The organism is Streptomyces sp. NRRL F-6676, assembly GCF_000725625.1.
In the GTDB taxonomy this organism is placed as follows: Bacteria; Actinomycetota; Actinomycetes; order Streptomycetales; family Streptomycetaceae; genus Streptomyces.
Genome location: NZ_JOHS01000048.1, coordinates 1 through 25,314, shown reverse-complemented (window position 1 = coordinate 25,314; position 25,314 = coordinate 1). Strand labels below are relative to the sequence as shown.

The window sequence follows — 25,314 nt, the reverse complement described above, 5'->3', positions numbered from 1 at the left end:
GCGTGCCCATGACGAAGGGAGTCAGTGAGATGACCGAGCACGGCACCGGGCAGCCCGGCGTCCCCGAGCGCCACGACGGCGCGACCGGGGCGGGCGGCGCCACCGCCACCGGGCGCCCCGCGCACGCGAGCCGCCGCAACTTCATGCGCAAGGTGTTCTTCGCGAGCGGCGCCACCGCCGTCGCGACCATGGGCGGCGCCGGCGCCTGGTCCGCGCTCGCCGACGACACCACGGGCTCCGCCACCGCCTCGGCCTCCGGCTCCCCGACCGCCGTTCCGAGCGGCGCGCCCAGCGGCGGTCCGGGCGGCGCCGGGGGCGGCCCCGGCAACCAGACGATCACCGAGGAGTTCTTCGGCCTCACCACCGACGGCAACCGGATCGACGACCTCTTCACGGTCCACTCCACCGGCGTCGCCACCGCCCCGGTCGTCGCCGCCGCGAAGGCGTTCCTGGCCGGGCTGACCGACACCCAGCGCACGTCGACGCAGTTCACCGTCCACTCCACCGAGTGGCGGCTGTGGAGCAACGTCGACTCCTACGACCGCCAGGGCGTCTCGCTCGCCGACCTCACCGACGCGCAGAAGGCGCTCGGCACTGCCCTGCTGAAGGCCGCGCTCAGCGCCGACGGCCTGGAGACCACCGAGAAGATCCGCCGGATCAACCAGGCGGCGGGCGAGGCGATCGGCAACACGAAGTCCTTCAACGAGGACGCGTACTACTGGACGGTCATGGGCACCCCGTCGACCACCGAGCCCTGGGGCTTCCAGCTCGACGGTCACCACCTGGTCCTCAACTACTTCGTGCTCGGCGACCAGGTCGTCATGAGCCCCTGCTTCTGGGGCTCCGAGCCGACGTCCATGGAGATCGACGGCGAGACGGTCACGGTCTGCCACGAGGAGGTCGCCGCGAGCCTGGCGTTCATGTCCTCGCTCACCGAGGCACAGCGGAAGGTCGCCCTCGCCTCCGCGACGAAGTCGAACGAGTCGATGACGGCGGGCGCGTTCTCCGACAACGCGGTCCAGGAGTACACGGGCCTGCGCGCCGACTCCCTGAACGGGGCGCAGCGGACGAAACTCCTCGCCCTCGCCGAGGTCTTCGCCGGCCGCGCCAGGGCCGACGCGGCGAAGGCCCGGATGGCCGAGATCCGACGCCACCTCGACGACACGTACGTCACGTGGGCCGGCGGCACGGGTGACGACGACGCGTTCTACGTCCGTGTGCACAGCCCCGTCGTCTGGATCGAGGTCGACTGCCAGGCCCCCGGCCCCCTGGCCGGCGCCTACGGCGCGACACAGGGCAGCGGCCCCACCCAGAAACACGTCCACTCCGTCATCCGCACCCCCAACGGCAACGACTACGGCCGCGAACTCCTGCGCCAGCACTATCTGACGTCGCCTCATCACAGGTGAGTCGCCGGCGTCCGCCGAGACGCCTCACCCTCCGGTTGGCCGGTTGGCCGGTTGGCCGGTTGGCCGGTTGGCCGGTTGGCCGGTTGGCCGGTTGGCCTGTTGTCCGGCGGGTGCGGGTGCGGGTGCGTCTCGGCCGCTCGCGCCCGCGCGGCGGAGCCGCACAGAGAACGCAGCCCCGCGCCCCTGACGGGGCGCGGGGTTTACAACCGCCCCGCTCGGCGCTACCTTCCCCGACAGGGCGAGGTGGGAGCGCTCCCATGGTCGTCGGACCGGAACCCGCCGACCACGACCCGCTCCCGCCTCGCACATCACAGGTGCACATCCGCAATGCCACCCCCACCCGTACGTGCCCGTACGGACGCAGCGGAAGGAATGGACCTCACTGTCATGATCATGGCAAAGGCAAGAGCCGGCACACCCTTACGCCCCCTGCGCCGGCCACCCCTGTCCACCCGCACCCGGGCCCTCTTCCTCGTCCTCGCCGCCCTCCTCGCCACCGTCCCGGCGCTCGCCCTGGTCGTCACCGCGGGCAGCCCGGCCGAGGCGCACGGCACCCCCATGAAGCCCGCGAGCCGCACCTTCCTGTGCTGGCAGGACGCGCTCACCGACACCGGTGAGATCAAGCCCGTCAACCCGGCCTGCAAGGCGGCCCAGCAGGTCAGCGGCTCCACGCCGTTCTACAACTGGTTCTCCGTGCTCCGCTCGGACGGCGCCGGCCGCACCCGCGGCTTCGTCCCCGACGGCGAGCTGTGCAGCGGCGGCAACACCAACTTCACCGGCTTCAACGCCGCCCGCGACGACTGGCCGGTCACCCACCTCACCTCCGGCGCGACCGTCGACTTCTCGTACAACGCCTGGGCCGCACACCCGGGCTGGTTCTACGTCTACGTCACCAAGGACGGCTACGACCCGACCCAGCCGCTCACCTGGGACGACATGGAGGACGAGCCGTTCCTCTCCGTCGACCACCCGCCGCTCAACGGCACCCCCGGCACGGTCGAGGCCAACTACTCCTGGACCGGCAAGCTCCCGGACAACAAGTCCGGGCGCCACATCATCTACATGGTCTGGCAGCGCTCGGACAGCGCGGAGACCTTCTACTCCTGCTCCGACGTGGTCTTCGACGGCGGCAACGGCGAGGTGACGGGCATCCACGAGCCGGGGGACGGCACCCCGACCGACCCGGTGCCGGGCGCCTGCACCGCCACCCGTGAGACGACGGGCAGCTGGAGCGGCGGCTACCAGTCCGAGGTGACGGTCACCAACTCCGGTGACGTGCCGATGCTGGGCTGGATGGTCGACTGGACCCTGCCGGACGGCCAGAAGGTCGACAGTCTCTGGAACGGCGACGCCACGTACACGGGCCAGGACGTGATGGTCCACAACACGGACTGGAACGGCTCCCTGGACCCAGGTCGGTCCGCCACGTTCGGCTATGTCACGACGGGCGCCGACGGGGACAGTACGACGACACTGCCCTGCCAGGTCGGCTGACGCCCCACCTCCTTGGGCGCAGCACGGAACCGGTGGGGGAGTCACCCCCACCGGTTCCGTCCGTCGGCCGGCCCCAAGGGGGGAGGGAGCCGCCCGACGGCTACAACTGTGGCTTGGTGCGAACCGCTGGCAACGCGACAACGTTGTCTAACACTTCACCAACGACTCTACCCTCCGAACAGACAACGATGTCAACCCAGTTGCACCCCCGAGAAACCGGCCAGGCGCCGCACAGCGACCCCACAGGAGCCGCCCAGGCCCCCGCCTCCCGTACGCACCCTTCCCCACCCCCGCCCGCCCGGGTTACTGTCCCCCCGGCTTGTGCGACCTGTGGTGCGCGACCCGTCCGATCGAAGGAGGGGCCGCGTCATGCGTTTCCGCCCGGCATCCCTGCTGCTGGCCGCCGTGTTGGCGACCGGCGGTGCCACCCCGGCGCTCGCCGCGAGCGCCACCGCGCCACCGACACCGGACCTGGTCCGGGACCCGACCACGTACGTCGACCCGCTGATCGGCACGAAGAACGGCGGCGACACCTACCCCGGTGCCGTCACGCCCTTCGGCATGTTCTCCTTCAGCCCCGAGACCACCCGCGGCAACGCCACCGCCACCACCGCCCCCGGCGGCTACCAGTACGACGCCACCCGCATCCGCGGCTTCAGCCTGACCCACATGTCCGGCACCGGCTGCGCCGGCGGCAGCGGGGACATCCCGCTCTTCCCGTACGCGGGCGAGGTCACCTCGTCCCCGGCGAGCGACACCAAGGACGCCGTCTACGCCTCGGACTTCAGCCACGACGACGAGACCGCCGAGCCCGGCCACTACAAGGTCGGCCTCGAGTCCGGTGTCACCGCCGATCTGACGGCCACCGCGCGCACCGGCTCGGCCCGCTTCACCTACCCCGCCGACAAGCCGGCCTCGCTGCTGATCCGCACCGCCAACTCCGAGGTGGGCTCCACCGATTCGACGGTGAAGATCGACCCGAAGACCCGTACCGTCTCCGGCTCCGTCACCTCCGGCAACTTCTGCGGCTATCTCGACCCCGAGGGCCAGCGCGCCTACTACACCCTGTACTTCACGGCCCAGTTCGACCGGGACTTCTCCGCCACCGGCACCTGGCAGGACGACAAGCTCAACCCCGGCGCCACCACCGCCTCCGGCGGCACCGGCGACTTCAAGGCGAACGGCGGCCGTCCCGTGGCCGGCAAGGGCGCGGGCGGCTACGTCCAGTTCGCGGCCGGGGACAAGCCGGTGAACGTCAAGGTCGGCATCTCCTACGTCAGCCAGAAGGGCGCCGAGGCCAACCTCCGCGCCGAGAACGCGAAGCACCGCTCCTTCGACTCCGTCCGCAAGGCCGCGCACGACGCCTGGCGCGACCGGCTGGACGGCATCCGGGTCGGCGGCGGCACCGACGCCGAGCGCACCACCTTCTACACCGCGCTCTACCACGCCATGTTCCACCCGAACGTCATCAGCGACGCCGACCGCAGATACCGCGGCAGCGACGGCGAGGTGCACCGGGTGACTCACGGCCACAAGGCGCAGTACGGCACCTTCTCCGGCTGGGACGTCTACCGCGACCAGGTGCAGCTGCTCACCCTGCTGGACGCGCGCACCGGCTCCGACGTGGCGCAGTCGCTGTACGAACTGGCCCAGCAGAACGGGGGAGTCTGGGACCGCTGGCTGCACGGCGCCTCCGGCACCCATGTGATGAACGGCGACCCCTCGCCGACCGCGCTGGCCGGCATCCGCGCCTTCGGCGGCACCGACTTCGATCTGCGCGGCGCGCTGAAGTCGCTGGTCAAGGCGGCGACGGTGCCGACCGAGCAGGACCTGTCCTCCTCCGGCAAGCCCGTGCTCTCGGTGGGCCAGCGGCCCTCGCTCGACAAGTACCTGAAGCTGCACTACATGCCGTCGGTCTCCAACGCCTGGGGCGGCGCGGCCGAGACGCTGGAGATGTCGACCGCCGACTTCTCCCTCTCCCAGCTCGCCTCGGCGGTGCACGACAAGAAGACCGCGCAGACCTTCGCGAGCCGCTCGCAGTGGTGGCAGAACAACTTCAACCTCGCCGCCGACCCCACCGGCGGCTACATCGCCAACCGCAAGGCCGACGGCAGCTGGGTCACCGGGTTCACCCCGGGCACCGGCAACGGCTTCGTGGAGGGCACGGCCGCCCAGTACACCTGGATGGTGCAGCACAACCCGGCCGGTCTGTTCGCGGCGATGGGCGGCAAGGACAAGGCGCTCGCCCGCCTCGACTCCTTCTTCCACGACGCCGACGGCGGCTGGGCGTTCACCGGCAGCGGCGGCGACAAGTCCGAGATGGACAACGAGCCGTCCATCAACGTGCCCTATCTGTACGACTACGCGGGCGCGCCCTACAAGACGCAGGAGACCGTGCGCGCGGCGATGACGAAGCTGTGGTCGACGCAGCCGGGCGGCATCCCCGGCAACGACGACCTCGGCGCGATGTCGTCCTGGTACGTCTTCTCGGCGCTCGGCATGTATCCGCAGGTGCCCTCCCGTGCGGAACTCGTCCTCGCCTCCCCGCTGTTCCCGCGCGTGGTCATCGACCGCCCGCACGGCAAGGACATCGAGATCCGGGCGAAGGGAGCCGCGGCCGACGCGCCGTACATCCAGTCCCTGAAGGTCGACGGCAGGACCACCGACCGCACCTGGCTGCCGGAGTCCTTCGTCCGCGACGGCGGCCGGCTGGACTACACGCTCTCCTCGACGCCCGACAGGACGTGGGGCACCGACGCGGCCGACGCCCCGCCGTCCTTCCGGGACGGTGAGCAGCCGTACCAGATCGGTGTGGGTCCGACCACGGCGACGCTTGCCCCGGGGGAGAGCACGACGCTCGACATCCGTGCGCTGGCGCTGAGCGGTGGCACGGGTCCGGAGGTCCGCTTCCAGGTGGACACCCCGGCGGGCGTGACGGCGAGCCCGGCCTCGGGCACGGTCAAGGACGGCGCCCAGCGGATCACGCTGACGGCGGCGAAGGACGCGCAGCAGGGCTTCGCGGACGTGAAGGTGACCGTCACCTCCGGTGACACCTCCTACGCCCAGCCGATCGCCCTCACCGTCGCGGCCCCCGGCTCGCTGCTGGCGGCGTACAACAACGCCGGCATCTCCGACGACTCCGGTGACCACGACGAGGCGGACTACGACGGCGGCGGCTGGAGCTACTCGCTCCAGGCGCTGAAGGCCGCCGGGCTGACCCCCGGCGGCCAGGGGACGGCGGCCGGGCTGAGCTTCACCTGGCCCGGCTCCCCGTCGGGCCGCCCCGACAACGCGTCCGCCGCCGGCCAGAGGATCGAGCTGACCGACCCGGCCGCCAAGCTGTCCTTCATCGGCAGCGCGGTCAACGGCAACCAGCAGACGAAGGCCACGGTCACGTTCACGGACGGCACGACCGCGGGGACCGACCTGTCCTTCACGGACTGGACGGTCGGCGGGGGCGGCGGCACGGTCCAGTACGGCAACGAGGTCGTCGCCAAGACGGCGTACCGCAACGTCGCCGGTGCCGACAAGGACCCGGTCGCCACGTACGTCTTCGCGACGAAGCCGTACGAGGCGCCTGACGGCAAGCGGGTGGCGAGCGTGACGCTGCCGAACAACGGCGACGTGCACGTGTTCACGGTCGCTGTGGGCTGACGCCGCCCTGGCCGCCACCGGGCCTGTCCCGGGGGCTCGGCCCCCGGGACCCCTGGGTCGCGTTGTCGGCCGAGGGCCCGGTGGGAGCCGGTCGCGCCCGCGCGGCGAAGCCGCATGTCAGCACGGCCCCGCGCCCCTTCGGGGGGCGCGGGGCTTCGTCAGTTCGCGTACGTCTCGTACTCCGCCACCTTCGGCGTGCCGGACGCGCCGGTGATGTCGAAGGTGAGCTTGCGGACCGCGGTGCTGGGGAACGAGATCGTGCCGGCGCCGCTGCCCGTCGTGAGGACCGTGCCGGTGTCGGCGTTCACCAGGCGCCAGGCGCCGATCGTCCCCTCGGAACCGGACGCTTCGCGGATGACGGCCTTCGACACGGTCGTGGCGGAGCCCCACTTGATGGACACCGCACCGGTCGAGCCGTTCGGGGACCAGTACGTGCTCAGGTCGCCGTCGCGCACGTTGCCGTAGCTCGTGCCGGAGGCCTTGCCGGAGCCGTCGGAGCCGGCGCCGATGCTCAGGTTGGTGCCGCCGGGCTGCGTGGGCGTGCCGGGGTCGTCCGGCGTCGAGGTCGTCGGGTCCGGGGTGGGGGACGTCGGCGTCGTCGGGGAGCAGCTGCCGTCCGAGACCTTCAGGCCCGTGTGGGCGCCCGCCGTCCGCGTCACGACGTCCGGCACGCAGCCGGCGTCGTCGAGGGTGTACGGGTAGGGGATGCTGACGCTGGTGTTGGACTGGGGGTCCGGGCCCGCCGGGTCGTTCTCCTCGCCGGGGTCCGACCAGGTCACGTTGTCGTAGATGTTGCCGCTGACCTGCCAGTAGCCCGCCGCGTCGGTGTAGAACGTGCCGAGGACGTCCTTGGAGTCCTTGAAGTAGTTGTTGTCCACCCTGGCGTGCGCGCCGGCCCGGGAGTTGATGCCGGACTTGGTCAGGCCCACGTAGTAGTTGTCGTAGATGTGGGCCGTGCCGCCGCGCAGCAGGGGTGTACGGGAGTCGATGTTCTCGTACAGGTTGTGGTGGAACGTGATGTAGCTGTTGGAGACGTCGCTCTCGCTGGAGCCGATCAGCCCGCCGCGCCCCGAGTCGCGCAGGGTGCTGTACGACAGGGTCACGTACTGCGTGTTGTCCTTCATGTCGAAGAGGCCGTCGAAGCCCTCGTCCTCGCCGCCGGAGGCCTCCAGGCTGACGTGGTCGACCCAGACGTTGCGGACGTCGCTCTCCATGCCGATCGCGTCGCCGCCGTTGGACGTGGGCGAGCCGGACTTCTTGACGTTCCTCACCGTCACGTTCTGGATGACGATGTTGCTGGAGTCCCGGATGTGGATGCCCAGTTGGTCGAAGACGGCGCCGCCGCCGACGCCGACGATCGTGACGTTGCTGATCTGCTTCAGCTCGATCCTGTCGGCCGCGGTGTCGCAGCTGTCGCCCGAGACCTTGCTGGTGTTGCCGTGGTCGATGGTGCCCTCGACCTCGATGACGATCGGGGTCGAGCTGCTGGCCCGGCCGCACAGGGCCTGGTGGATCGCGGTGCCGGTGGTGGCGTGGACCGTCTGCCCGCCCGCCCCGCCGGTGGTCCCGCCGTTCTGGGTCGCGTAGCCGGTCGCGCCGGCGGTCGCGGCCGAGGCCGGCGGCATCGCCACGAACGCCCCGGCCGCCGCCGCGAGGGCCGCCGTGGCCAGCGTCGCGTGGAGCCGCAGTGCGGTTGGTCTCCTCATGGTTCGTCTCTCCCTGTCGTTGACGTTCACTGACGTTCGCCGACGTCCGTCGTAGGGCCGCAGGGGCGCTCAAGCCCTTGCTATGCCACGCGCATGAGCGATGCATGACAGCAGTACCGTGCGGGGAAAGCGCTTTCTGAACAACCGTGAGAGTAGGGCGGCCCCGCCGCCCTGGCAAGGCGCCGTACGCACACAGCGGAGCGGGCCCGGAAGACTCTCCGGGCCCGCCCCTCGCGTGCTACAGCCGTGCCGTCACCCCAGCAGCTCCACCTCCGACAGGGTCGCCTCGCCGTTCAGGACCAGCCGGTAGTGCGCGTAGGACCGCGCGTGCGGGATCGAGAACGCCCGGGTCTGCCGGTCCCAGCGGAAGGACTCGCCGGACCGCTTGTCCAGCGTCCGCCAGTGCGTGCCGTCGCTGGACGCCTGCAACGTCCAGCCCGTCGGGGCCTTGGTGTGGTCGGCCGGCGACGTCAGCGTGTACTGGGCGGCCTTGGCGCTCCCGCCCGACAGCGGCAGGTCCACCGTCGTCGCGCTCGCCTCCGTCGCCGAGGTGTTGTCGAACAGCGCGCCCTCGCCCTTCAGGACGTCCGCCCGGGGCGTGGGCACCTTGTCGTCCTTCGTCACCGACACGGGCGCGTCGTGCTTGCCCGTGCCCCAGGACGACGGCTTCGCGCCCATGTCGAAGTCCAGCACCCCGCCGCGGGAGAGCAGCGAGTGCGGCAGGGAGGTCTTCGACCACTTCTTGCCGTTGACCCGCAGCCCCTGCACGTAGATGTTCTTCGTGCTGTTCTTCGGCGCCTTGACGACCAGGTCGTGGCCGTTCTCCAGGTGCACGGTCGCCTTCTTGAACAGCGGGGAGCCGATCGCGTACTCGCCGCTGCCCATCACCAGCGGGTAGAAGCCGAGCGCCGAGAACAGGTACCAGGCCGACTGCTCGCCGTTGTCCTCGTCGCCGTGGTAGCCCTGCCCTATGGCGCTGCCGGTGTAGAGGCGGGAGAGCACCTCGCGCACGTTCTTCTGCGTCTTGTACGGCTGCCCGGCCGCGTCGTACATGTAGGTGATGTGGTGCGCGACCTGGTTGGAGTGGCCGTACATGCCCATCCGCACGTCACGCGCCTCGATCATCTCGTGGATGACGCCGCCGTAGGAGCCCTTCAGGTCCACGGAGGCGGTCTCCGGGGTCGAGAAGAACGTGTCCAGCTTGTCGGCGAGCTTGTCCTTGCCGCCGTACAGGTTGGCCAGTCCCCGGCCGTCCTGCGGCACGGTGAAGGCGTAGCCCCAGCCGTTGGTCTCCGTGTAGTCGTAACCCCACACGCGCGGGTCGTACTTGTCGGAGGGCACCCGCCAGTTGCCGTCCTCGTCCTTGCCCTGGAAGAAGCCGGCCTTCGAGTCGAACAGGTTGACGTAGTCCCGGGCGCGGTTGAGGAAGTACTCCGACTCCTCCTTGTAGTGCTTCTTGTGGGTCTTCTTGTACAGCGCCGCGCCCATCTGGGCGATGCCGTAGTCGTTGACGTAGCCCTCCATCGCCCAGGACAGGCCCTCGCCCGTGCTGGTGCTGGTGTAGCCGAGGAAGGGCGAGGTCGCCATGCCCTTGCGGCCGACCCCGGAGGAGGGCGGGACGACGGTGGCGTTCTTCAGCGCCGCGTCGTACGCCGACTCGGCGTCCATCTTCACGCCCTTGACGTACGCGTCCGCGAACGCCACGTCCGAGGACGTGCCGGTCATCAGGTCCGCGTAGCCGGGGGAGGACCAGCGGGAGGTCCAGCCACCGTCCTTGTACTGCTGCACGAAGCCGTCGACCATCTCACCGGCCTGGGAGGGCGTCAGGAAGGAGTACGCCGGCCACGTGGTGCGGTAGGTGTCCCAGAACCCGTTGTTGACGTACACCTTGCCGTCGACGATCTTCGCGCCGGTGTGCGTCGGGGTGTTCTCGCCGGTCGCCTTGGAGAACGGCGAGGCGTACTGGTACTTCCCGTCCACCTTCTCGAAGCCGGAGTTGGGGTACAGGTACAGCCGGTAGAGCGAGGAGTACAGCGTGGTCAGCTGGTCGGAGGTGGCACCCTCGACCTCGACCTTGCCGAGGATCTTGTCCCAGGCCTGCTGCGCGCTCCGCTTCACCGAGTCGAAGGAGCGGCTGTCCGGCAGCTCCCGCGACAGGTTGTCCTTCGCCTGGTCCACGCCGATCAGCGAGGTCGCCAGGCGCAGGGTGACGGCGTGGTCGTGGCCCGCGTCGAAGCGCATGTACCCCGTGACGCCGGAGGACGAGCCGTCCTTGACCGCGGAGTCGAACCTGCCGTAGAGGAACAGCCGGGTCGCGCCCGCCGAGCCGCCGGACTTCACGTCCGAGTAGCCGGTGATGACGCCGTTCTCCTTGTCCAGGGTGAGGCCGCCCTGGTCCTCGATGTTGTCGAAGATGACGCTCGCGTCGTCACCGGGGTAGGTGAAGCGCATCGCCGCCGCGTGGTCGGTCGGCGCCATCTCCGCCTTGATGCCGTTCTCGAAGGTCACGCCGTAGTAGTACGGGCGGGCGGTCTCCTTCTCGTGGCGGAAGGGGAGCTGCCGGGCCGTCTTGCCGGTGTCCGGCGTGCCGGAGGCGGCCGACGGCATCACCTGGAAGGTCTGCCGGTCACCCATCCACGGGCTGGGCTCGTGGCTGGCGCTGAACGCCTGGATGGTCGGCAGGTTGTCGTCGTTGTTGCCGCGGGAGTAGTCGTAGAGCCAGTTCTCCACGCTCGCGTTGGTCACCGGCGTCCAGAAGTTGAACCCGTGCGGGACCGCCGCGGCCGGGAAGGTGTTGCCGCGCGAGAAGCTGCCGGTGGAATTGGTGCCGCGGGTGGTCAGCGCGTAGTCGGACAGATGCGCCTTGGGCCGCTCGGGCGCCGCGACCTTCAGCGACACGTCGTCCACCCAGCCGCGGAACTTGGCCGGGCCCTTGGCGGAGTCGTAGGCCACCAGTATCCGGTCCACGGTCTTCCCGGCGGCCACCGAGCCGATCGAGGAGAGCACGTCGTTCCACTGGTTGACGTAGAGGATCTTGGCGTCGCCCTGCCCGCGCGGGGTCAGCGGGAAGCCGTGCTCGTCCACCGCGCCCAGCCGGCTCAGGTAGGTGCCGTCGGTGAAGGCGAGGTCGACGGAGACGTTGGTGGCGTCGTAGTCGAGGTCACCGGAGGCCATCGCGGGGAAGATCCGGTACGACAACTGCGTGTTCCGCTCGACGCGCACGTTGACGTCGAACACCTTGTTGTACGAATACGCCCGGCCGTCCGCCTTGTGCCGGCCGGCGTACCGCAGCGCCCGCTTGCCGGTGAAGCCGGCGCCGGACTTGGCGGTGGGGGACCCGGTGGGGCCCTGGTCCACGAGGCTCAGCATGTCCTCGGGCGTCGTGGCGACATGGCCGTCGGAGAACTGCACGTCGGCGAGTTGGAGGATGTCCGCACCGTGGTTCTTGGTGAAGTCCAGCCGGAAGTGCTGGTACTCGGCCGGCGCGGCCAGGTCGTAGGTGTTGGTCGTCTGCCGGTCGGCGAAGGACTGGCCCGTGCGGGTGTCGACCGTCTTCCAGTCCTTGCCGTCCGTGGAGCCCTTCAGGGTCCAGTCGGCCGGGTCGCGCTCGACGACGTCGTTGGCGGAGGTGAGGGCGTAGCTGGTGAGCTTGACCGGGGCGTCCAGGTCGAACTCGACCCAGCCGGTCCTGTCGAACGTCAGCCACTTGGTGGTGGGCTCGGTGTCGACGAGGTTCTCCTTGACCTCGCCGCCCTGCGTGTTCTCGGCGCTGGCCCGCACGCCGGTGACGTGGTCGGTGACGCTGCCGGGAATGCCGGTGCTGTAGCCGCCGTCGACGCCCGAGGCGCGCTTGGCGCCACCGGCCGTCGTGTCGACGGTGTTGACCCACGTCGGGGCCGGGTCCCCCGACTCGAAGGACGAGCTGAACTCCCGGTCGGCCTTGGCCGCTCCGGCGGGCCGGGCCACGGCGGCGCCCTGGGAGGCCACCACCAGAGCGAAGGCGGTCGCTGCCACGACCGCCGAGGGACCCCATCTGTGCCGAGCTCTGTGCTGCATGCGCGAGAACCCTTCCTGCGCGAATCGGAAAGAAGTAACGGACAACGTTGTCAACTTCGCGCGCAGAGACCAGTAGGGGTTCAAGTGACCGCCGGTGTCAAGGGTGTTGCCTGCGGCATACGGGTCCCCCAAGGCCTTGATTCCCTCATTGGGCGAGGCCGCGGAGTTGTCGATCTTCGCATGGGGGCCGCACAGAAAGCGCATATTTCCGGCGGCTCGCCGCCCGCGCGCCACCCGGAGATCCGCTCACATTTCCGCGAGGTCTCAACTCGGAAAAGGCGTCCGTCAACCTTGCGTTCGATCTTGCTCCGTCGCGGGGAAGTGGACTATACCTGTCGGCGTCCGGCTGCCCGTCACCTCGTGGTACGCGCCGACGGACACGCACGACCCGGGGGGAATCGGGGGGCGGCGGATCTCCAATGCGCACGAGTGAGTGCCGTATCGTCCCTTTCGGTTCCCTCGTGCACGACCCCAGCTTCACATCACCGCGGTGCCGGGGAAGGATCCGGTTCACCGCCTGAGTCCTGGAGAAGGCGAGGACTTGAGCATGGGATCCACTTCCGCCGAGCACAGTTCCCCCAAGACCGGCACCGACGGGCACATCGCCCCCTCGGGAGTCGGCCGCCGCGACCTGATCAGGCGCTCCGCGGCGCTCGGCCTCGTCTCCGTCCCCGCCATGGGCTTCCTCTCCGCGTGTGCCAGCGGCGGCGGGGGCGGCGAGGAGAAGGCCAAGGCGGGCAAGAAGACCGACAAGAACCCGCTCGCCGTCAACGACACCGCCCAGATGGAGTTCGTCCTCTTCGACGGCGGCTTCGGCAAGGAGTACGCCGAGGACGCGGTCAAGATCTACGAGAAGGACTTCCCGAAGGCGAAGGTCAAGTTCTCCGCCACCCAGAAGATTCAGTCCACCCTCCAGCCCCGCTTCAACGGCGGCACCCCGCCGGACCTCATCGACAACTCCGGTGCCGAGCAGATGGACATGGGCGTCCTCGTCGGCAAGAACCAGCTCGCCGACCTCAGCCCGCTGCTCGACGCCCCGTCCTACGACGACCCGGCCAAGAAGGTCCGCGACACGCTGCGCCCCGGCATCGTCGAGATGGGCCAGTTCGACGGCAAGCCGGTGTGGATCATGTACTACGCCTACACCGTCTACGGCGTCTGGTACTCCCAGAAGGCCCTCGACTCGCTCGACGCGACGTACCCGGAGACCTGGGACGACATGCTCGCGGTGTGTGCGAAGGCGAAGAAGAAGGGCATGGCCGGCTGGACCTACGCCGGCAAGTACCCCTACTACATCCCCTTCTCGCTCTACCCGATGATCGGCAAGGTCGGCGGCCGCGAGGTGCTGGACGCCATCGACAACCTGGAGCCCAACGCCTGGAAGCACCCGGCCGTCAAGGCCTGTTTCGAGGCGTACTACGAGCTCCAGCAGAAGGGCTACATCCTCAAGGGCACCCCCGGCCTTGACCACATCCAGTCGCAGACCGCCTGGGCCAAGGGCGAGGCGCTGTTCATCCCGAACGGCTCCTGGGTGGAGAACGAGTCCGCCAACGTCATCCCCAAGGACTTCGACCTCGCGGTCTCCGCGCCCACCGGCATCGACTCCTCCGACAAGATGCCCTTCGGCACCATCTGGGCCTCCGGCGGCGAGCCGTTCATCGTCCCGGCCAAGGCCAAGAACGGTGCGGGCGGCATGGAGCAGCTGCGCATCATGCTCAGCGAGGCCTCGTCGAAGAACTTCACCTCCAAGGTCAAGTCGCTCACCGCGTTCAACGGCGGCACCGACGGCATCTCCCTGACGCCGGGTCTGAAGTCCGGTGTCGCGGCGCTGGACAAGGCCGGCGACAACGTGGTGAACCCGCGGCTCCAGGACTGGTACGTGAAGCTCCAGAAGGAGCAGATCGGCGTCTCCGGCCTCGGCGAGATGATGGCCGGCCGGGCCACCCCGGCGGAGACCATCAAGAAGATCCAGGGCTACGCCGACGCCGCCGCCAAGGACGACTCGATCAAGCACTACAAGCACCAGTAAGCGGCACGCTCAGCACACCGGTGCCGCCACCGGTGACAGCCCCGCGCGGGCGTCACCGGCGGCGGCACCCGCCCAGAGACCGAGGTCGGTGGCAATGCAGCACGGCAAGTACCGGTTCATCGTGGGGTTCCTCGCGCTGCCCCTGGGGCTGTACGCGCTCTTCGTGATCTGGCCGTTCATCCAGTCCATCTACTACTCGTTCACGGACTGGACCGGCCTGAGTCCCGAGTTCAAGACGGTCGGCTTCGACAACTACACGAAGATGTTCCACGACGACATCTTCTGGAAGTCGCTGGAGCACAGCCTGCTCTTCGCGGTGCTGCTGCCGGTGGTGACGATCAGTCTGGCGCTGTTCCTCGCCTTCATGATCAACGTGGGCGGGCGCCGCCGCCGGGGCGGTCCGGCCATCACCGGGGTGCGCGGCTCCTCGTTCTACAAGATCGTGTACTTCTTCCCGCAGGTGCTGTCCATCGCCATCGTCGCGTTGCTGTTCGCCTTCGCGTACAACCCGGACAGCGGGGCGATCAACTCGGTGTTCCGCGGCCTCGGGCTCGACAGCCTCCAGCCGCTGTGGCTGGGCGACCCGAACCTCGCGCTGTGGTGCGTGATGGCGGTGCTCGTCTGGTCCACCGTCGGCTTCTTCGTCGTCCTCTTCTCCGCCGGAATGGCCTCCATCCCGGCGGATCTCTACGAGGCCGCGCTGCTGGACGGGGCCGGCCGCGCCAGCACCTTCTTCAGGATCACCCTGCCGTTGCTGTGGGACACCGTGCAGTCCGGCTGGGTGTACATGGGCATCCTCGCGCTCGGCGCCGAATCGTTCGCGGTCGTACAGATCATGACGACCGGACCGGGCGGTCCCGACTATTCGACCACCGTGCTGGTCCTGTACGTCTACCAGAAGGCCTTCCGTGACGGTCAGGCCGCCTACGCAACCACGATCGGTGTCGCCCTGCTCGTCGTCACGCTGCTGTTCGCGGCGGTCGTGATGCGGCTGGGCCGGCGCGAGCGGCTGGAGTTCTGAAGCCATGAAGACGACCGAGACCCCCGCCCCCGTACCGGCCGAGTCCGGTGTCACCGTGACCAAGGCCGACCGTCCGGCCGCCAAGCCGCCCAAGGAGCGCAAGGAGGGCGGCGTCCTCAACGCCTTCTCGCACGGCATGCTCGTGCTGTGGGCGGTCATGGTGGTGATGCCGCTGCTCTGGGCGGTGATGACGTCCTTCAAAGACGACAAGTCCATTTTCTCCTCGCCCTGGGCGCTGCCGGACAAACTCCACTTCGACAACTGGTCGCGCGCCTGGACCGACGCCCACATGGGCGATTACTTCTTCAACACCATTCTGGTGGTGGGCGGTTCACTGATCGGCACGCTGGTGCTCGGTTCGATGGCCGCGTACGTGCTGGCGCGTTTCGAATTCCCGGGCAACCGGTTCATCTACTACTTGTTCATCGGCGGCATGAGCTTCCCGATCATGCTCGCGCTGGTGCCGTTGTTCTACGTGGTGAACAACATGGGCCTGTTGAACACGATTCACGGGCTGATCCTGGTCTACATCGCCTATTCGCTGCCGTTCACGGTCTTCTTCCTGACCGCGTTCTTCCGCACGCTGCCCACATCGGTGGCGGAGGCGGCCTTCGTGGACGGTGCCTCGCACACCCGTACGTTCTTCCAGATCATGCTGCCGATGGCCAAGCCCGGCCTGGTCAGCGTGGGAATCTTCAACTTCCTGGGCCAGTGGAACCAGTACATGCTGCCCACCGTGCTCAACACCGATCCCGACAAGCGGGTCCTCACCCAGGGGCTGGTCCAGCTGGCCGCGAGCCAGGGCTACAAGGGTGACTGGTCCGGACTCTTCGCCGGACTGGTGATGGCGATGCTGCCGGTCCTCGCGGCGTACATCGTCTTCCAGCGGCAGGTGGTCCAGGGGCTGACGGCGGGCGCCCTGAAGTAGCCGAACCCTCCTTTGACGAGGGAGAACGGCGCCGGACGCCCCGGCGCCCGACCGTCGTGACGCGCCGCCCCCGGCCTCCGGGGGCGGCCGTCCGGCGTGTCCCGGCCCGGCGGCCGGTCGCGTGTCGAAACGGTTCAACCTCTTGACGGGAGGCAACCCGAACGGCTCAGCTTAGAGTTCACTAGTTGGACACGGACGGGGCCTCGCCGAAGCGGTCCCGCGCGCAGGAGGTCGTCGTGGAGACTCCAGGGTCGCAGTCGTCGCTGCACCGAGCCAACCTGGAGCGGGTCGTACGTGCCGTACGCCTGGCCGGGTCGCTCACGCAGGCGGAGATCGCGAGGACCACGGGTCTTTCCGCGGCGACGGTCTCGAACATCGTGCGGGAACTGAAGAACGGCGGCACGGTCGAGGTCACCCCCACCTCGGCCGGCGGCCGCCGGGCCCGCAGCGTCTCGCTCAGCGGGGACGCCGGCATCGTCATCGGCGTCGACTTCGGCCACACCCACCTGCGCGTCGCCATCGGCAACCTGGCCCACCAGGTGCTCGCCGAGGAGGCCGAACCGCTCGACGTCGACGCCTCCGCCGCCCAGGGCTTCGACCGGGCCGAGGAGGTCGTCAGCAGGCTGATCGAGGCGACCGGCGTGGACCGCGCCAAGATCGCCGGCGTCGGCCTCGGCGTGCCCGGACCGATCGACGTGGAGTCGGGCACCCTGGGCTCCACCGCCATCCTGCCGGGCTGGACCGGCGCCCGGCCCGGCGAGGAGCTGCGCGAGCGCCTCGGCGTACCCGTGCACGTGGACAACGACGCCAACCTCGGTGCCCTGGGCGAACTGGTCTGGGGCAGCGGACGGGGCGTGAAGGACCTCGCGTACATCAAGGTCGCCAGCGGTGTCGGGGCCGGTCTCGTGATCCAGGGGAAGATCTACCGGGGTCCGGGCGGCACGGCGGGCGAAATAGGGCATATCACACTCGACGAGTCGGGTCCGGTCTGCCGCTGCGGCAACCGCGGCTGCCTGGAGACCTTCGCCTCGGCGCGCTATGTGCTGCCGCTGCTGAGGTCCAGCCACGGCACCGATCTCACGCTGGAGGGCGTCGTCCGGCTGGCGCGGGACGGCGACCCGGGCTGCCGGCGGGTCATCGCCGATGTCGGCCGGCACGTGGGCAGCGGAGTGGCCAATCTCTGTAATCTGCTGAACCCCAGCCGAGTGGTTCTCGGCGGCGATCTCGCCGAGGCCGGGGAGCTCGTCCTGGGGCCCATAAGGGAGTCCGTGGGGCGCTACGCCATCCCCAGTGCCGCCCGGCATCTGTCGGTGCTTCCGGGGGCCCTGGGGGGCCGTGCGGAGGTGCTCGGAGCGCTCGCTCTCGCGCTCAGCGAGATGGGTGATTCAACCCTTTTGGACGGGTCCGCCCCCGTGGCGACCCCTGCCTTCACTTAGAGAACGGATGGCACCGTTGCCATCTCGTTAAGGATTTACTTCTTGACGCCGCACGTGTGGCCGAGTTGACTTCCAGCCACCTCGGCCGCAACGTCGCGGCCTCGTCAGGGAGGTTTCTGAAGTGAACACGCGTATGCGTCGCGCCGCCTTCGCGGTCGCCGCCGGTGCCATGGCCGTCTCTCTCGCGGCCTGTGGCAGCGCCAAGGAGTCCAAGGACAGCGACTCCGACTCCTCGTCCTCGGCGAAGAAGAAGGGCGACAACATCACGGTCGGCCTGCTCCTGCCGGAGAACAAGACCGCGCGGTACGAGAAGTTCGACAAGCCCCTGATCGAGAAGAAGATCAAGGAGCTCACGAACAACAAGGCCAAGGTCCTGTACAACAACGCGCGGCAGGACGCCAACCTTCAGTCGCAGCAGGTCGACACGATGATCACCAACAAGGTGGACGTCCTCATCGTCGACGCGGTGGACTCCAAGGCCATCAAGAACTCGATTCAGAAGGCCGTGGACAACGGCATCAAGGTCGTCGCCTACGACCGCCTGGCCGAGGGCCCGATCAGCGGCTACACCTCGTTCGACAACGAGCAGGTCGGCAAGGCCCAGGGCGAGGCCCTGCTGAAGGGCATGGGCGACAAGGCCAAGAAGTCCTCCAAGATCGTCATGATCAACGGCTCGGTCACCGACCCCAACGCCGCGCAGTTCAAGAAGGGCGCCCACGCCGCCCTGGACGGCAAGGTGACCATCGCCAAGGAGTACGACACCAAGGAGTGGTCGCCGGACAACGCCAACTCCGAGATGGAGGCCGCGATCTCCGCCGTCGGCGCGAAGAACATCGCGGGCGTCTACTCCGCCAACGACGGCATGGCCGGCGGTGCCATCACCGCCCTGAAGGCCGCCGACATCAAGGTCCCGGTCACGGGCCAGGACGCCGAGCTCGCCGGTGTGCAGCGCATCCTCACCGGTGACCAGTACATGAGCGTCTACAAGTCCTACCCGCAGGAGGCCAACGTCGTCGCCGAGCTGGCGGTCGCCGTGGCCAAGGGCGAGAGCACGGACTCCATCGCCAAGACCAAGGTCGACAGCGAGAGCGCCAAGGGCATCCCCGCGGCCATCATCCCGGTCGTCTCGCTGACCACGGCGAACATCAAGGACACCGTCATCAAGGACGGCTACTACACGCTCGACGAGATCTGCACGGCCAAGTACAAGGCCGCCTGCAACAAGGCCGGCCTCAAGTAACACCCGGCCGGCCGAGGGCCGCCGAGGACCGCCCACGCGGTCCTTCCGGCCCGACGCACCGCGCGCCCCACCCCCGTACGAAGGTCCACCCCCGGACCGCCGTACGGGGACGGGCACGCCCCCGGTACTCCGTCCGGCGCCCCGTGATCAACAGCCCCGCAAGCTCGTGCGGGACGCCGGACGGATCACAATCCCCCCAACTTCTGTACAACCTCTCCGCCGGGTCAGGCGGCGAAGGAGATGGTTCACGTGTCCGCTACGCCCGTGCTGGCGTTGCGCGGGGTCTCCAAGCGGTTCGGTGCCGTCCAGGCGCTCACCGACGTAGAGCTTGAGGTCCACGCCGGTGAGGTGGTCGCCCTGGTGGGCGACAACGGCGCCGGAAAATCCACGCTGGTCAAGACGATCGCCGGCGTGCACCCCATCGACGACGGTGTCATCGAGTGGGACGGCAAGGCCGTGTCGATCGGCAAACCGCACGACGCCCAGGCGCTGGGCATCGCCACCGTCTACCAGGACCTGGCGCTGTGCGACAACATCGACGTCGTCGGCAACCTCTACCTCGGCCGCGAGGTCAAGAGGTTCGGCGTCCTGGACGAGGTCGAGATGGAGCGGCGCTCCCGCGAGCTGCTGGACACGCTGTCCATCCGCATCCCCAGCGTCCGCATCCCGATCGCCTCCCTCTCCGGCGGTCAGCGCCAGGTCGTGGCGATCGCCCGTTCGATGCTCGGCGAGCCCAAGCTGGTCATCCTCGACGAGCCCACCGCCGCCCTCGGCGTCGAGCAGACCGCGCAGGTCCTCGACCTGGTCGAGCGGCTGCGTGAGCGCGGCCTCGCCGTGGTCCTCATCAGCCACAACATGGCCGACGTCAAGGCCGTCGCCGACAAGGTGGCCGTCCTGCGGCTCGGCCGCAACAACGGTGTCTTCGAGGTCAAGTCGACCTCGCAGGAGGAGATCATCTCCGCCATCACGGGCGCCACCGACAACGCCGTCACCCGTCGTGCGGCCCGCTCGAACGGGGAGGTCACGAAGTGAGCATCGACAAGACGTCCGCGACGGTGTCGAAGGACACCGCCGAAGCGGTCGAGAACCCCGAGGCGGCCGCCGGCGCCGATGTCGCCGTCGACCCCCGCCTCCTCGTCCGCGAGCAGGGCCTGGCCGGCTACATCGGCGAGTTCAAGCGCAAGATCAAGGGCGGTGACCTGGGGTCCATCCCCGTCGTCATCGGCCTGATCGTCATCTGCATCGTCTTCCAGAGCCTGAACTCCAACTTCCTGTCCGCGCAGAACCTCAGTGACATCTCCGTCACGATGGTCGGCACGGGCATGATCTCGGTCGGCATCGTCTTCGTGCTGCTGCTCGGCGAGATCGACCTGTCGGTCGGCTCGGTCAGCGGCGCGGCCAGCGCCATCGCGGCCGTCCTCGCGGTCAACCAGGGCTGGCCCGAGTGGGTCGCCGTCCTCTTCGCCGTCGCCGCTGGCGCGGCCATCGGCGCGCTGCACGGCTTCTTCTTCGCCGTGCTCGGCGCCCCCGCCTTCGCCGTCACCCTGGCCGGCCTGCTGTTCTGGCTCGGCTTCATGCTGAAGGTGCTCGGCGAGAACGGCACCATCAACCTCGACAGCGACGGCTTCATCGGCAAGCTGACCACGTACTTCTTCTCGGACGTGGCCGCGGCCTACGGCCTGGCGATCGTCGTGGTCGTGCTGTTCTTCGTCAGCTCCTTCCTGGGCAACCGCCGCCGCGAGGCCGCGGGCGTCCCGTCCCGGCCGCTCAGCGACACCGTGCTGCGCACGGTCCTGCTCGCGGTGATCTCGTTCGCCGCGGCCGCGATGTACAACCAGTACAAGGGCCTGCCCCTGGCCACGGTGATCTTCCTGGCCTTCCTGGTGGGCAGCGACTTCCTGCTGCGCCGCACCGGCTACGGCCGCAAGGTGTTCGCGCTCGGCGGCAGCGTCGAGGCCTCCCGGCGTGCGGGCATCAACGTCACCTTCATCCGGATCTCGGTCTTCGCGATCGCCGGCGGGTTCTCCGCGATCGGCGGCCTCTTCCTGGCCTCCAAGATCGCCTCGGCCAACCAGAGCGCCGGTACCGGTGACCTGCTGATGAACGCGATCGCCGCGGCCGTCATCGGCGGCACGTCCCTCTTCGGCGGCCGCGGCCGCACGTGGAACGCGCTGCTCGGCGTGCTGGTGATCGTCTCGATCCAGTACGGCCTGCAACTGGAGTCCATCGCGGAGCCGGTGAAGTACATGATCACGGCGGCGGTCCTGCTGACCACCGTGGTCATCGACTCGGTCACCCGCAAGACGCAGAAGACGGCGGGGCGCGCGTAGCGCGCGGCGGCGTCACCCCTCGTGCCCGGCACCCCCGTGGTGCCGGGCACAGGCATGTCCGGGGCGCGGCGGGGGTACCGCGTCGGGGGTGGGCGTCGGGTGGCTTTGGTGAACATTAGACTCGACGGGCCAAACCAAGCCTGGAACTGCCGGCTCTACTGCAAGGAGGCACGGGTGCCGCTGCTGACCCGCATCGGGGGACCGCGTGATCTGGACCGGCTCACCCTGGAGGAGCTGGACGAGCTGGCGGAGGAGATCCGCACCTTCCTGGTCGACGCCGTCTCCAAGACCGGCGGCCATCTGGGCCCGAACCTCGGTGTCGTCGAGCTCACCCTCGCCCTGCACCGCGTCTTCCAGTCGCCGAAGGACAAGGTCCTCTTCGACACCGGCCACCAGTCCTACGTGCACAAGCTGCTCACCGGCCGCCAGGACTTCTCCAGGCTGAAGATGAAGGGCGGCCTGTCCGGCTACCCCTCGCAGGCCGAGTCCGAGCACGACGTCATCGAGAACAGCCACGCCTCCACCGTGCTGGGCTGGGCCGACGGCATCGCCAAGGCCAACCAGCTCAAGAAGCGCGACAGCCACGTCGTCGCGGTCATCGGCGACGGCGCCCTGACCGGCGGCATGGCCTGGGAGGCGCTCAACAACATCGCCGACGCCAAGGACCGCCCCCTCGTCATCGTCGTCAACGACAACGAGCGCTCCTACGCCCCCACCATCGGGGGACTGGCCAACCACCTGGCCACCCTGCGCACCACCGACGGCTACGAGCGCTTCCTGGCCCGCACCCGCGAGGTCCTGGAGCGGACCCCGGTGGTCGGCCGGCCCCTGTACGAGACGCTGCACGGCGCCAAGAAGGGGCTGAAGGACTTCATCACCCCGCAGGGCATGTTCGAGGACCTGGGCCTGAAGTACGTCGGCCCGATCGACGGCCACGACATCGAGGCCCTGGAGTCCGCGCTGACCCGCGCCAAGCGGTTCGGCGGTCCCGTGATCGTGCACTGCCTCACCGAGAAGGGCCGCGGCTACCAGCCCGCCCTGGCGGACGAGGCCGACCGCTTCCACGGCATCGGCCCCATCCACCCCGACACCGGCCTGCCGGTCAAGGCCGCCGGCGCCGACTGGACCTCCGTCTTCGGCGACGAGATGGTCCGGCTCGGCACGGAGCGCGACGACATCGTGGCCATCACGGCCGCCATGCTCCAGCCCGTCGGCCTGAAGAAGTTCGCCGACGCCTTCCCCGACCGCATCTACGACGTCGGCATCGCCGAGCAGCACGGCGCCGTCTCCGCCGCCGGCCTCGCACACGCGGGCACCCACCCCGTCTTCGCCGTGTACGCCACCTTCCTCAACCGCGCCTTCGACCAGGTCCTGATGGACGTCGCCCTGCACAAGTGCGGCGTGACCTTCGTCCTGGACCGGGCCGGCGTCACCGGCACCGACGGCGCCTCCCACAACGGCATGTGGGACATGTCCATCCTCCAGGTCGTCCCCGGCCTGCGGCTCGCCGCCCCGCGCGACGCCGACCAGGTCCGCGCCCAGCTCCGCGAGGCCGTCGCCGTCGACGACGCGCCCACCGTGGTCCGCTTCTCCAAGGGCGCCGTCGGCCCCGCCGTGCCCGCCGTGGGCCGCGTCGGCGGCATGGACGTCCTGCGCGAGCCCGGCACCGACCGGCCCGACGTGCTGCTGGTCTCCGTCGGCGCGCTCGCCCCGATGTGCCTGGAGATCGCCGGGCTCCTCGACAAGCAGGGCATCTCCACCACCGTCGTCGACCCCCGCTGGGTCAAGCCGGTCGACGAGGCCATGGCCCCGCTCGCCGAGCGCCACCGGGTCGTCGTCACCGTCGAGGACAACTCCCGCGTCGGCGGCGTCGGCTCCACGATCGCCCAGGCACTGCGCGACGCGGGCGTCGACGTACCCCTGCGCGACTTCGGCATCCCGCCGCGCTTCCTCGACCACGCCTCGCGCGCCGAGGTCATGGCCGAGATCGGGCTGACGGCGCCGGACATCGCCCGCCAGGTCACCGGGCTCGTCTCCAAGCTCGACGGCCGCTTCGAACGGCCCACCGCCGAGGCCGAGCCGGTGGAGGAACCGGCACGCGACTGACCCACGCACGAGGGGTCAACCCGTACGCGACCGACCCACGCACGAGGAGCGAGCCGGTCTCCCCGCCTTTACGGTGGTGAGACCGGCTCCTTCGCGTGAATCCGGCCACACCGGGGCATACGCATGTACGCCCCGCCCCGATCACTGCATGCCGGGCGGACCGGGGACGACGAGTGTGGGAGGTACGCCAGTGAGCAACACCCTCTTCCGGACGAAGAACATCGAGCAGTCCATCAGGGACACCGAGGAACCCGAGCACGCACTCAGAAAATCCCTCTCCGCCCTCGATCTGACCGTGTTCGGCGTCGGGGTCATCATCGGCACCGGCATCTTCGTCCTGACCGGCACGGCGGCGAAGAACACCGCGGGCCCCGCGGTCTCCCTCTCCTTCGTCGTGGCCGGAATCGTCTGCGCGCTCGCCGCGCTCTGTTACGCCGAGTTCGCCTCCACGGTCCCGGTCGCGGGTTCCGCGTACACCTTCTCCTACGCCTCCCTCGGCGAGTTCCCCGCCTGGATCATCGGCTGGGACCTCGTCCTGGAGCTCGCGCTGGGCACGGCGGTGGTGGCCGTCGGCTGGTCGGGTTACATCCACTCACTGCTGGACAACGCCGGCTGGCACCTGCCGGAGGCGCTCAGCGGACGGGACGGCGCCTCCGGGTTCGGCTTCGACATCCTCGCCGCGCTGCTCGTGCTGGTCCTCACCGCCATCCTCGTGCTCGGCATGAAGCTCTCCGCGCGCGTCACCACGGTCGTCGTCGCCATCAAGGTCGCCGTCGTCCTGGTCGTCATCGTCGCGGGCGCCTTCTTCATCCACGGCGGCAACTACGACCCGTTCGTGCCCCCGGAGCAGCCGGTGGAGGCGGGCGGCAACCTCAAGGCGCCCCTCATCCAGCTCATCTTCGGCTGGGCGCCTTCGAACTTCGGCGTCATGGGCATCTTCACCGCCGCGTCCGTCGTCTTCTTCGCCTTCATCGGCTTCGACGTCGTCGCCACCGCCGCCGAGGAGACCCGGGTGCCCCAGCGCGACGTGCCGCGCGGCATCCTCGGCTCCCTGATCATCTGCACCACGCTGTACGTCGCCGTGTCGATCGTCGTCACCGGCATGCAGAAGTACACCAAGCTCTCCATCGACGCCCCGCTCGCCGACGCCTTCAAGGCCACCGGGCACCCCTGGTTCGCGGGCCTGATCAGCTTCGGCGCCGCGGTCGGCCTGACCACCGTGTGCATGATCCTGCTGCTCGGCCAGGCCCGGGTGTTCTTCGCGATGAGCCGCGACGGCCTGCTGCCGCGCTTCTTCTCGCACACCCACCCGCGCTTCAAGACGCCCTACCGGCCGACCATCCTGCTCGGCGTGATCATCGCGATCGTCGCCGGCTTCACCAGCCTGAGCGAGCTGGCGGAGCTGGTTAACATCGGCACGCTGTTCGCGTTCATCGTCGTCGCGATCAGCGTCGTCATCCTGCGCCGCACCCGTCCCGACCTGGAGCGTTCCTTCCGCACCCCGCTGGTCCCCGTCGTCCCCGTCCTCTCGGTCCTGGCCTCCCTCTGGCTGATGCTCAACCTCCCCACCGAGACCTGGCTCCGCTTCGCGATCTGGATGGTCATCGGCTTCGCGGTCTACTTCCTCTACGGCCGCAGCCACAGCCGCTTGGCACCGGCGAAGCGAGCGGATTAGGGGGCGCCGGGGGGCAGGGGCGCGGGGCTGTGCTGTCTGCGCGGCTGCGCCGCGGGGGGCGCGAGCATTCGCCGTGCCCTCGCAAGGGGCGCGGGGAACTGCGCGACCGGCCCCCACCCACCCGCACCCGACCACGCACCCCCGGGGTCCAAGGGGCGGAGCCCCTTGAAAGGACGGGAAGGGCAGGGGCGGCGGGGGCGAAAAAACTACCCGGCGCCCCCACCCCGCAC

14 protein-coding genes are annotated in these 25,314 nt (G+C 69.4%); 12 read left to right on the top strand and 2 right to left on the bottom strand.

Annotation, left to right across the window (positions count from 1 at the left end; all coding sequences use genetic code 11):
• Nucleotides 1-29 precede the first annotated feature (29 nt).
• The 3 genes from IO29_RS24770 to IO29_RS24760 all read left to right on the top strand — a co-directional run bounded on the left by IO29_RS24770 (nucleotide 30) and on the right by IO29_RS24760 (nucleotide 6,557).
• The gene (locus IO29_RS24770) at nucleotides 30-1,409 is read left to right on the top strand and encodes a DUF3500 domain-containing protein (RefSeq protein ID WP_030381670.1); all 1,380 of its coding nucleotides are present in this window, start codon (nucleotides 30-32) and stop codon (nucleotides 1,407-1,409) included.
• A 393-nt stretch (nucleotides 1,410-1,802) separates the two neighbouring features.
• Complete coding sequence (locus IO29_RS24765; RefSeq protein ID WP_051707615.1) at nucleotides 1,803-2,903, top strand: lytic polysaccharide monooxygenase auxiliary activity family 9 protein; 1,101 nt, start codon at nucleotides 1,803-1,805, stop codon at nucleotides 2,901-2,903.
• Between the two features lie 369 nt (nucleotides 2,904-3,272).
• A complete protein-coding gene (locus IO29_RS24760; protein ID WP_030381672.1) occupies nucleotides 3,273-6,557 on the top strand; it encodes a GH92 family glycosyl hydrolase in 3,285 nt (1,094 codons plus the stop codon).
• 158 nt (nucleotides 6,558-6,715) lie between these two features.
• Here IO29_RS24760 and IO29_RS24755 read toward each other — a convergent pair whose 3' ends face one another.
• Both IO29_RS24755 and IO29_RS24750 read right to left on the bottom strand, forming a co-directional pair.
• On the bottom strand, nucleotides 6,716-8,263 hold the full coding sequence (locus tag IO29_RS24755; RefSeq protein ID WP_030381673.1) for a pectate lyase family protein: 1,548 nt from the start codon (nucleotides 8,261-8,263) through the stop codon (nucleotides 6,716-6,718).
• A gap of 252 nt (nucleotides 8,264-8,515) precedes the next feature.
• A complete protein-coding gene (locus tag IO29_RS24750) occupies nucleotides 8,516-12,319 on the bottom strand; it encodes a GH92 family glycosyl hydrolase (protein ID WP_030381674.1) in 3,804 nt (1,267 codons plus the stop codon).
• 547 nt (nucleotides 12,320-12,866) lie between these two features.
• On the opposite strand from IO29_RS24750, the gene ngcE reads away from it, so the two are divergent.
• The 9 genes from ngcE to IO29_RS24705 all read left to right on the top strand — a co-directional run bounded on the left by ngcE (nucleotide 12,867) and on the right by IO29_RS24705 (nucleotide 25,084).
• Nucleotides 12,867-14,348 carry an N-acetylglucosamine/diacetylchitobiose ABC transporter substrate-binding protein gene (ngcE, locus tag IO29_RS24745; RefSeq protein WP_030381675.1) on the top strand — a complete coding sequence of 494 codons (1,482 nt, stop codon included), beginning with the start codon at nucleotides 12,867-12,869 and terminating at the stop codon, nucleotides 14,346-14,348.
• Nucleotides 14,349-14,442: 94 nt separating this feature from the next.
• Nucleotides 14,443-15,369, top strand: a complete 927-nt coding sequence (locus IO29_RS24740; protein WP_030381676.1) for a carbohydrate ABC transporter permease — start codon at nucleotides 14,443-14,445, stop codon at nucleotides 15,367-15,369.
• A 4-nt stretch (nucleotides 15,370-15,373) separates the two neighbouring features.
• Nucleotides 15,374-16,297 (top strand): carbohydrate ABC transporter permease, encoded by a 924-nt coding sequence (locus IO29_RS24735; protein ID WP_030381677.1) that lies wholly within the window; start codon nucleotides 15,374-15,376, stop codon nucleotides 16,295-16,297.
• Nucleotides 16,298-16,533: 236 nt separating this feature from the next.
• Nucleotides 16,534-17,733: an ROK family transcriptional regulator gene (locus IO29_RS24730; RefSeq protein WP_030381678.1), complete on the top strand. Its 1,200-nt coding sequence runs from the start codon at nucleotides 16,534-16,536 to the stop codon at nucleotides 17,731-17,733.
• Between the two features lie 121 nt (nucleotides 17,734-17,854).
• On the top strand, nucleotides 17,855-18,973 hold the full coding sequence (locus IO29_RS24725; protein WP_078618427.1) for a substrate-binding domain-containing protein: 1,119 nt from the start codon (nucleotides 17,855-17,857) through the stop codon (nucleotides 18,971-18,973).
• A 240-nt stretch (nucleotides 18,974-19,213) separates the two neighbouring features.
• Entirely contained in the window at nucleotides 19,214-20,005 is a 792-nt protein-coding gene (locus IO29_RS24720; protein WP_030381680.1) for an ATP-binding cassette domain-containing protein, read from the top strand.
• Nucleotides 20,002-21,303 (top strand): sugar ABC transporter permease, encoded by a 1,302-nt coding sequence (locus IO29_RS24715; RefSeq protein WP_030381681.1) that lies wholly within the window; start codon nucleotides 20,002-20,004, stop codon nucleotides 21,301-21,303. Before IO29_RS24720 ends, IO29_RS24715 begins: the two co-directional genes overlap by 4 nt.
• 174 nt (nucleotides 21,304-21,477) lie before the next feature.
• Nucleotides 21,478-23,409, top strand: coding sequence for a 1-deoxy-D-xylulose-5-phosphate synthase (gene dxs / locus IO29_RS24710; RefSeq protein ID WP_030381682.1), 1,932 nt, complete (start codon nucleotides 21,478-21,480; stop codon nucleotides 23,407-23,409).
• Between the two features lie 190 nt (nucleotides 23,410-23,599).
• Nucleotides 23,600-25,084 (top strand): amino acid permease, encoded by a 1,485-nt coding sequence (locus tag IO29_RS24705; RefSeq protein WP_030381683.1) that lies wholly within the window; start codon nucleotides 23,600-23,602, stop codon nucleotides 25,082-25,084.
• Nucleotides 25,085-25,314: the final 230 nt, after the last annotated feature.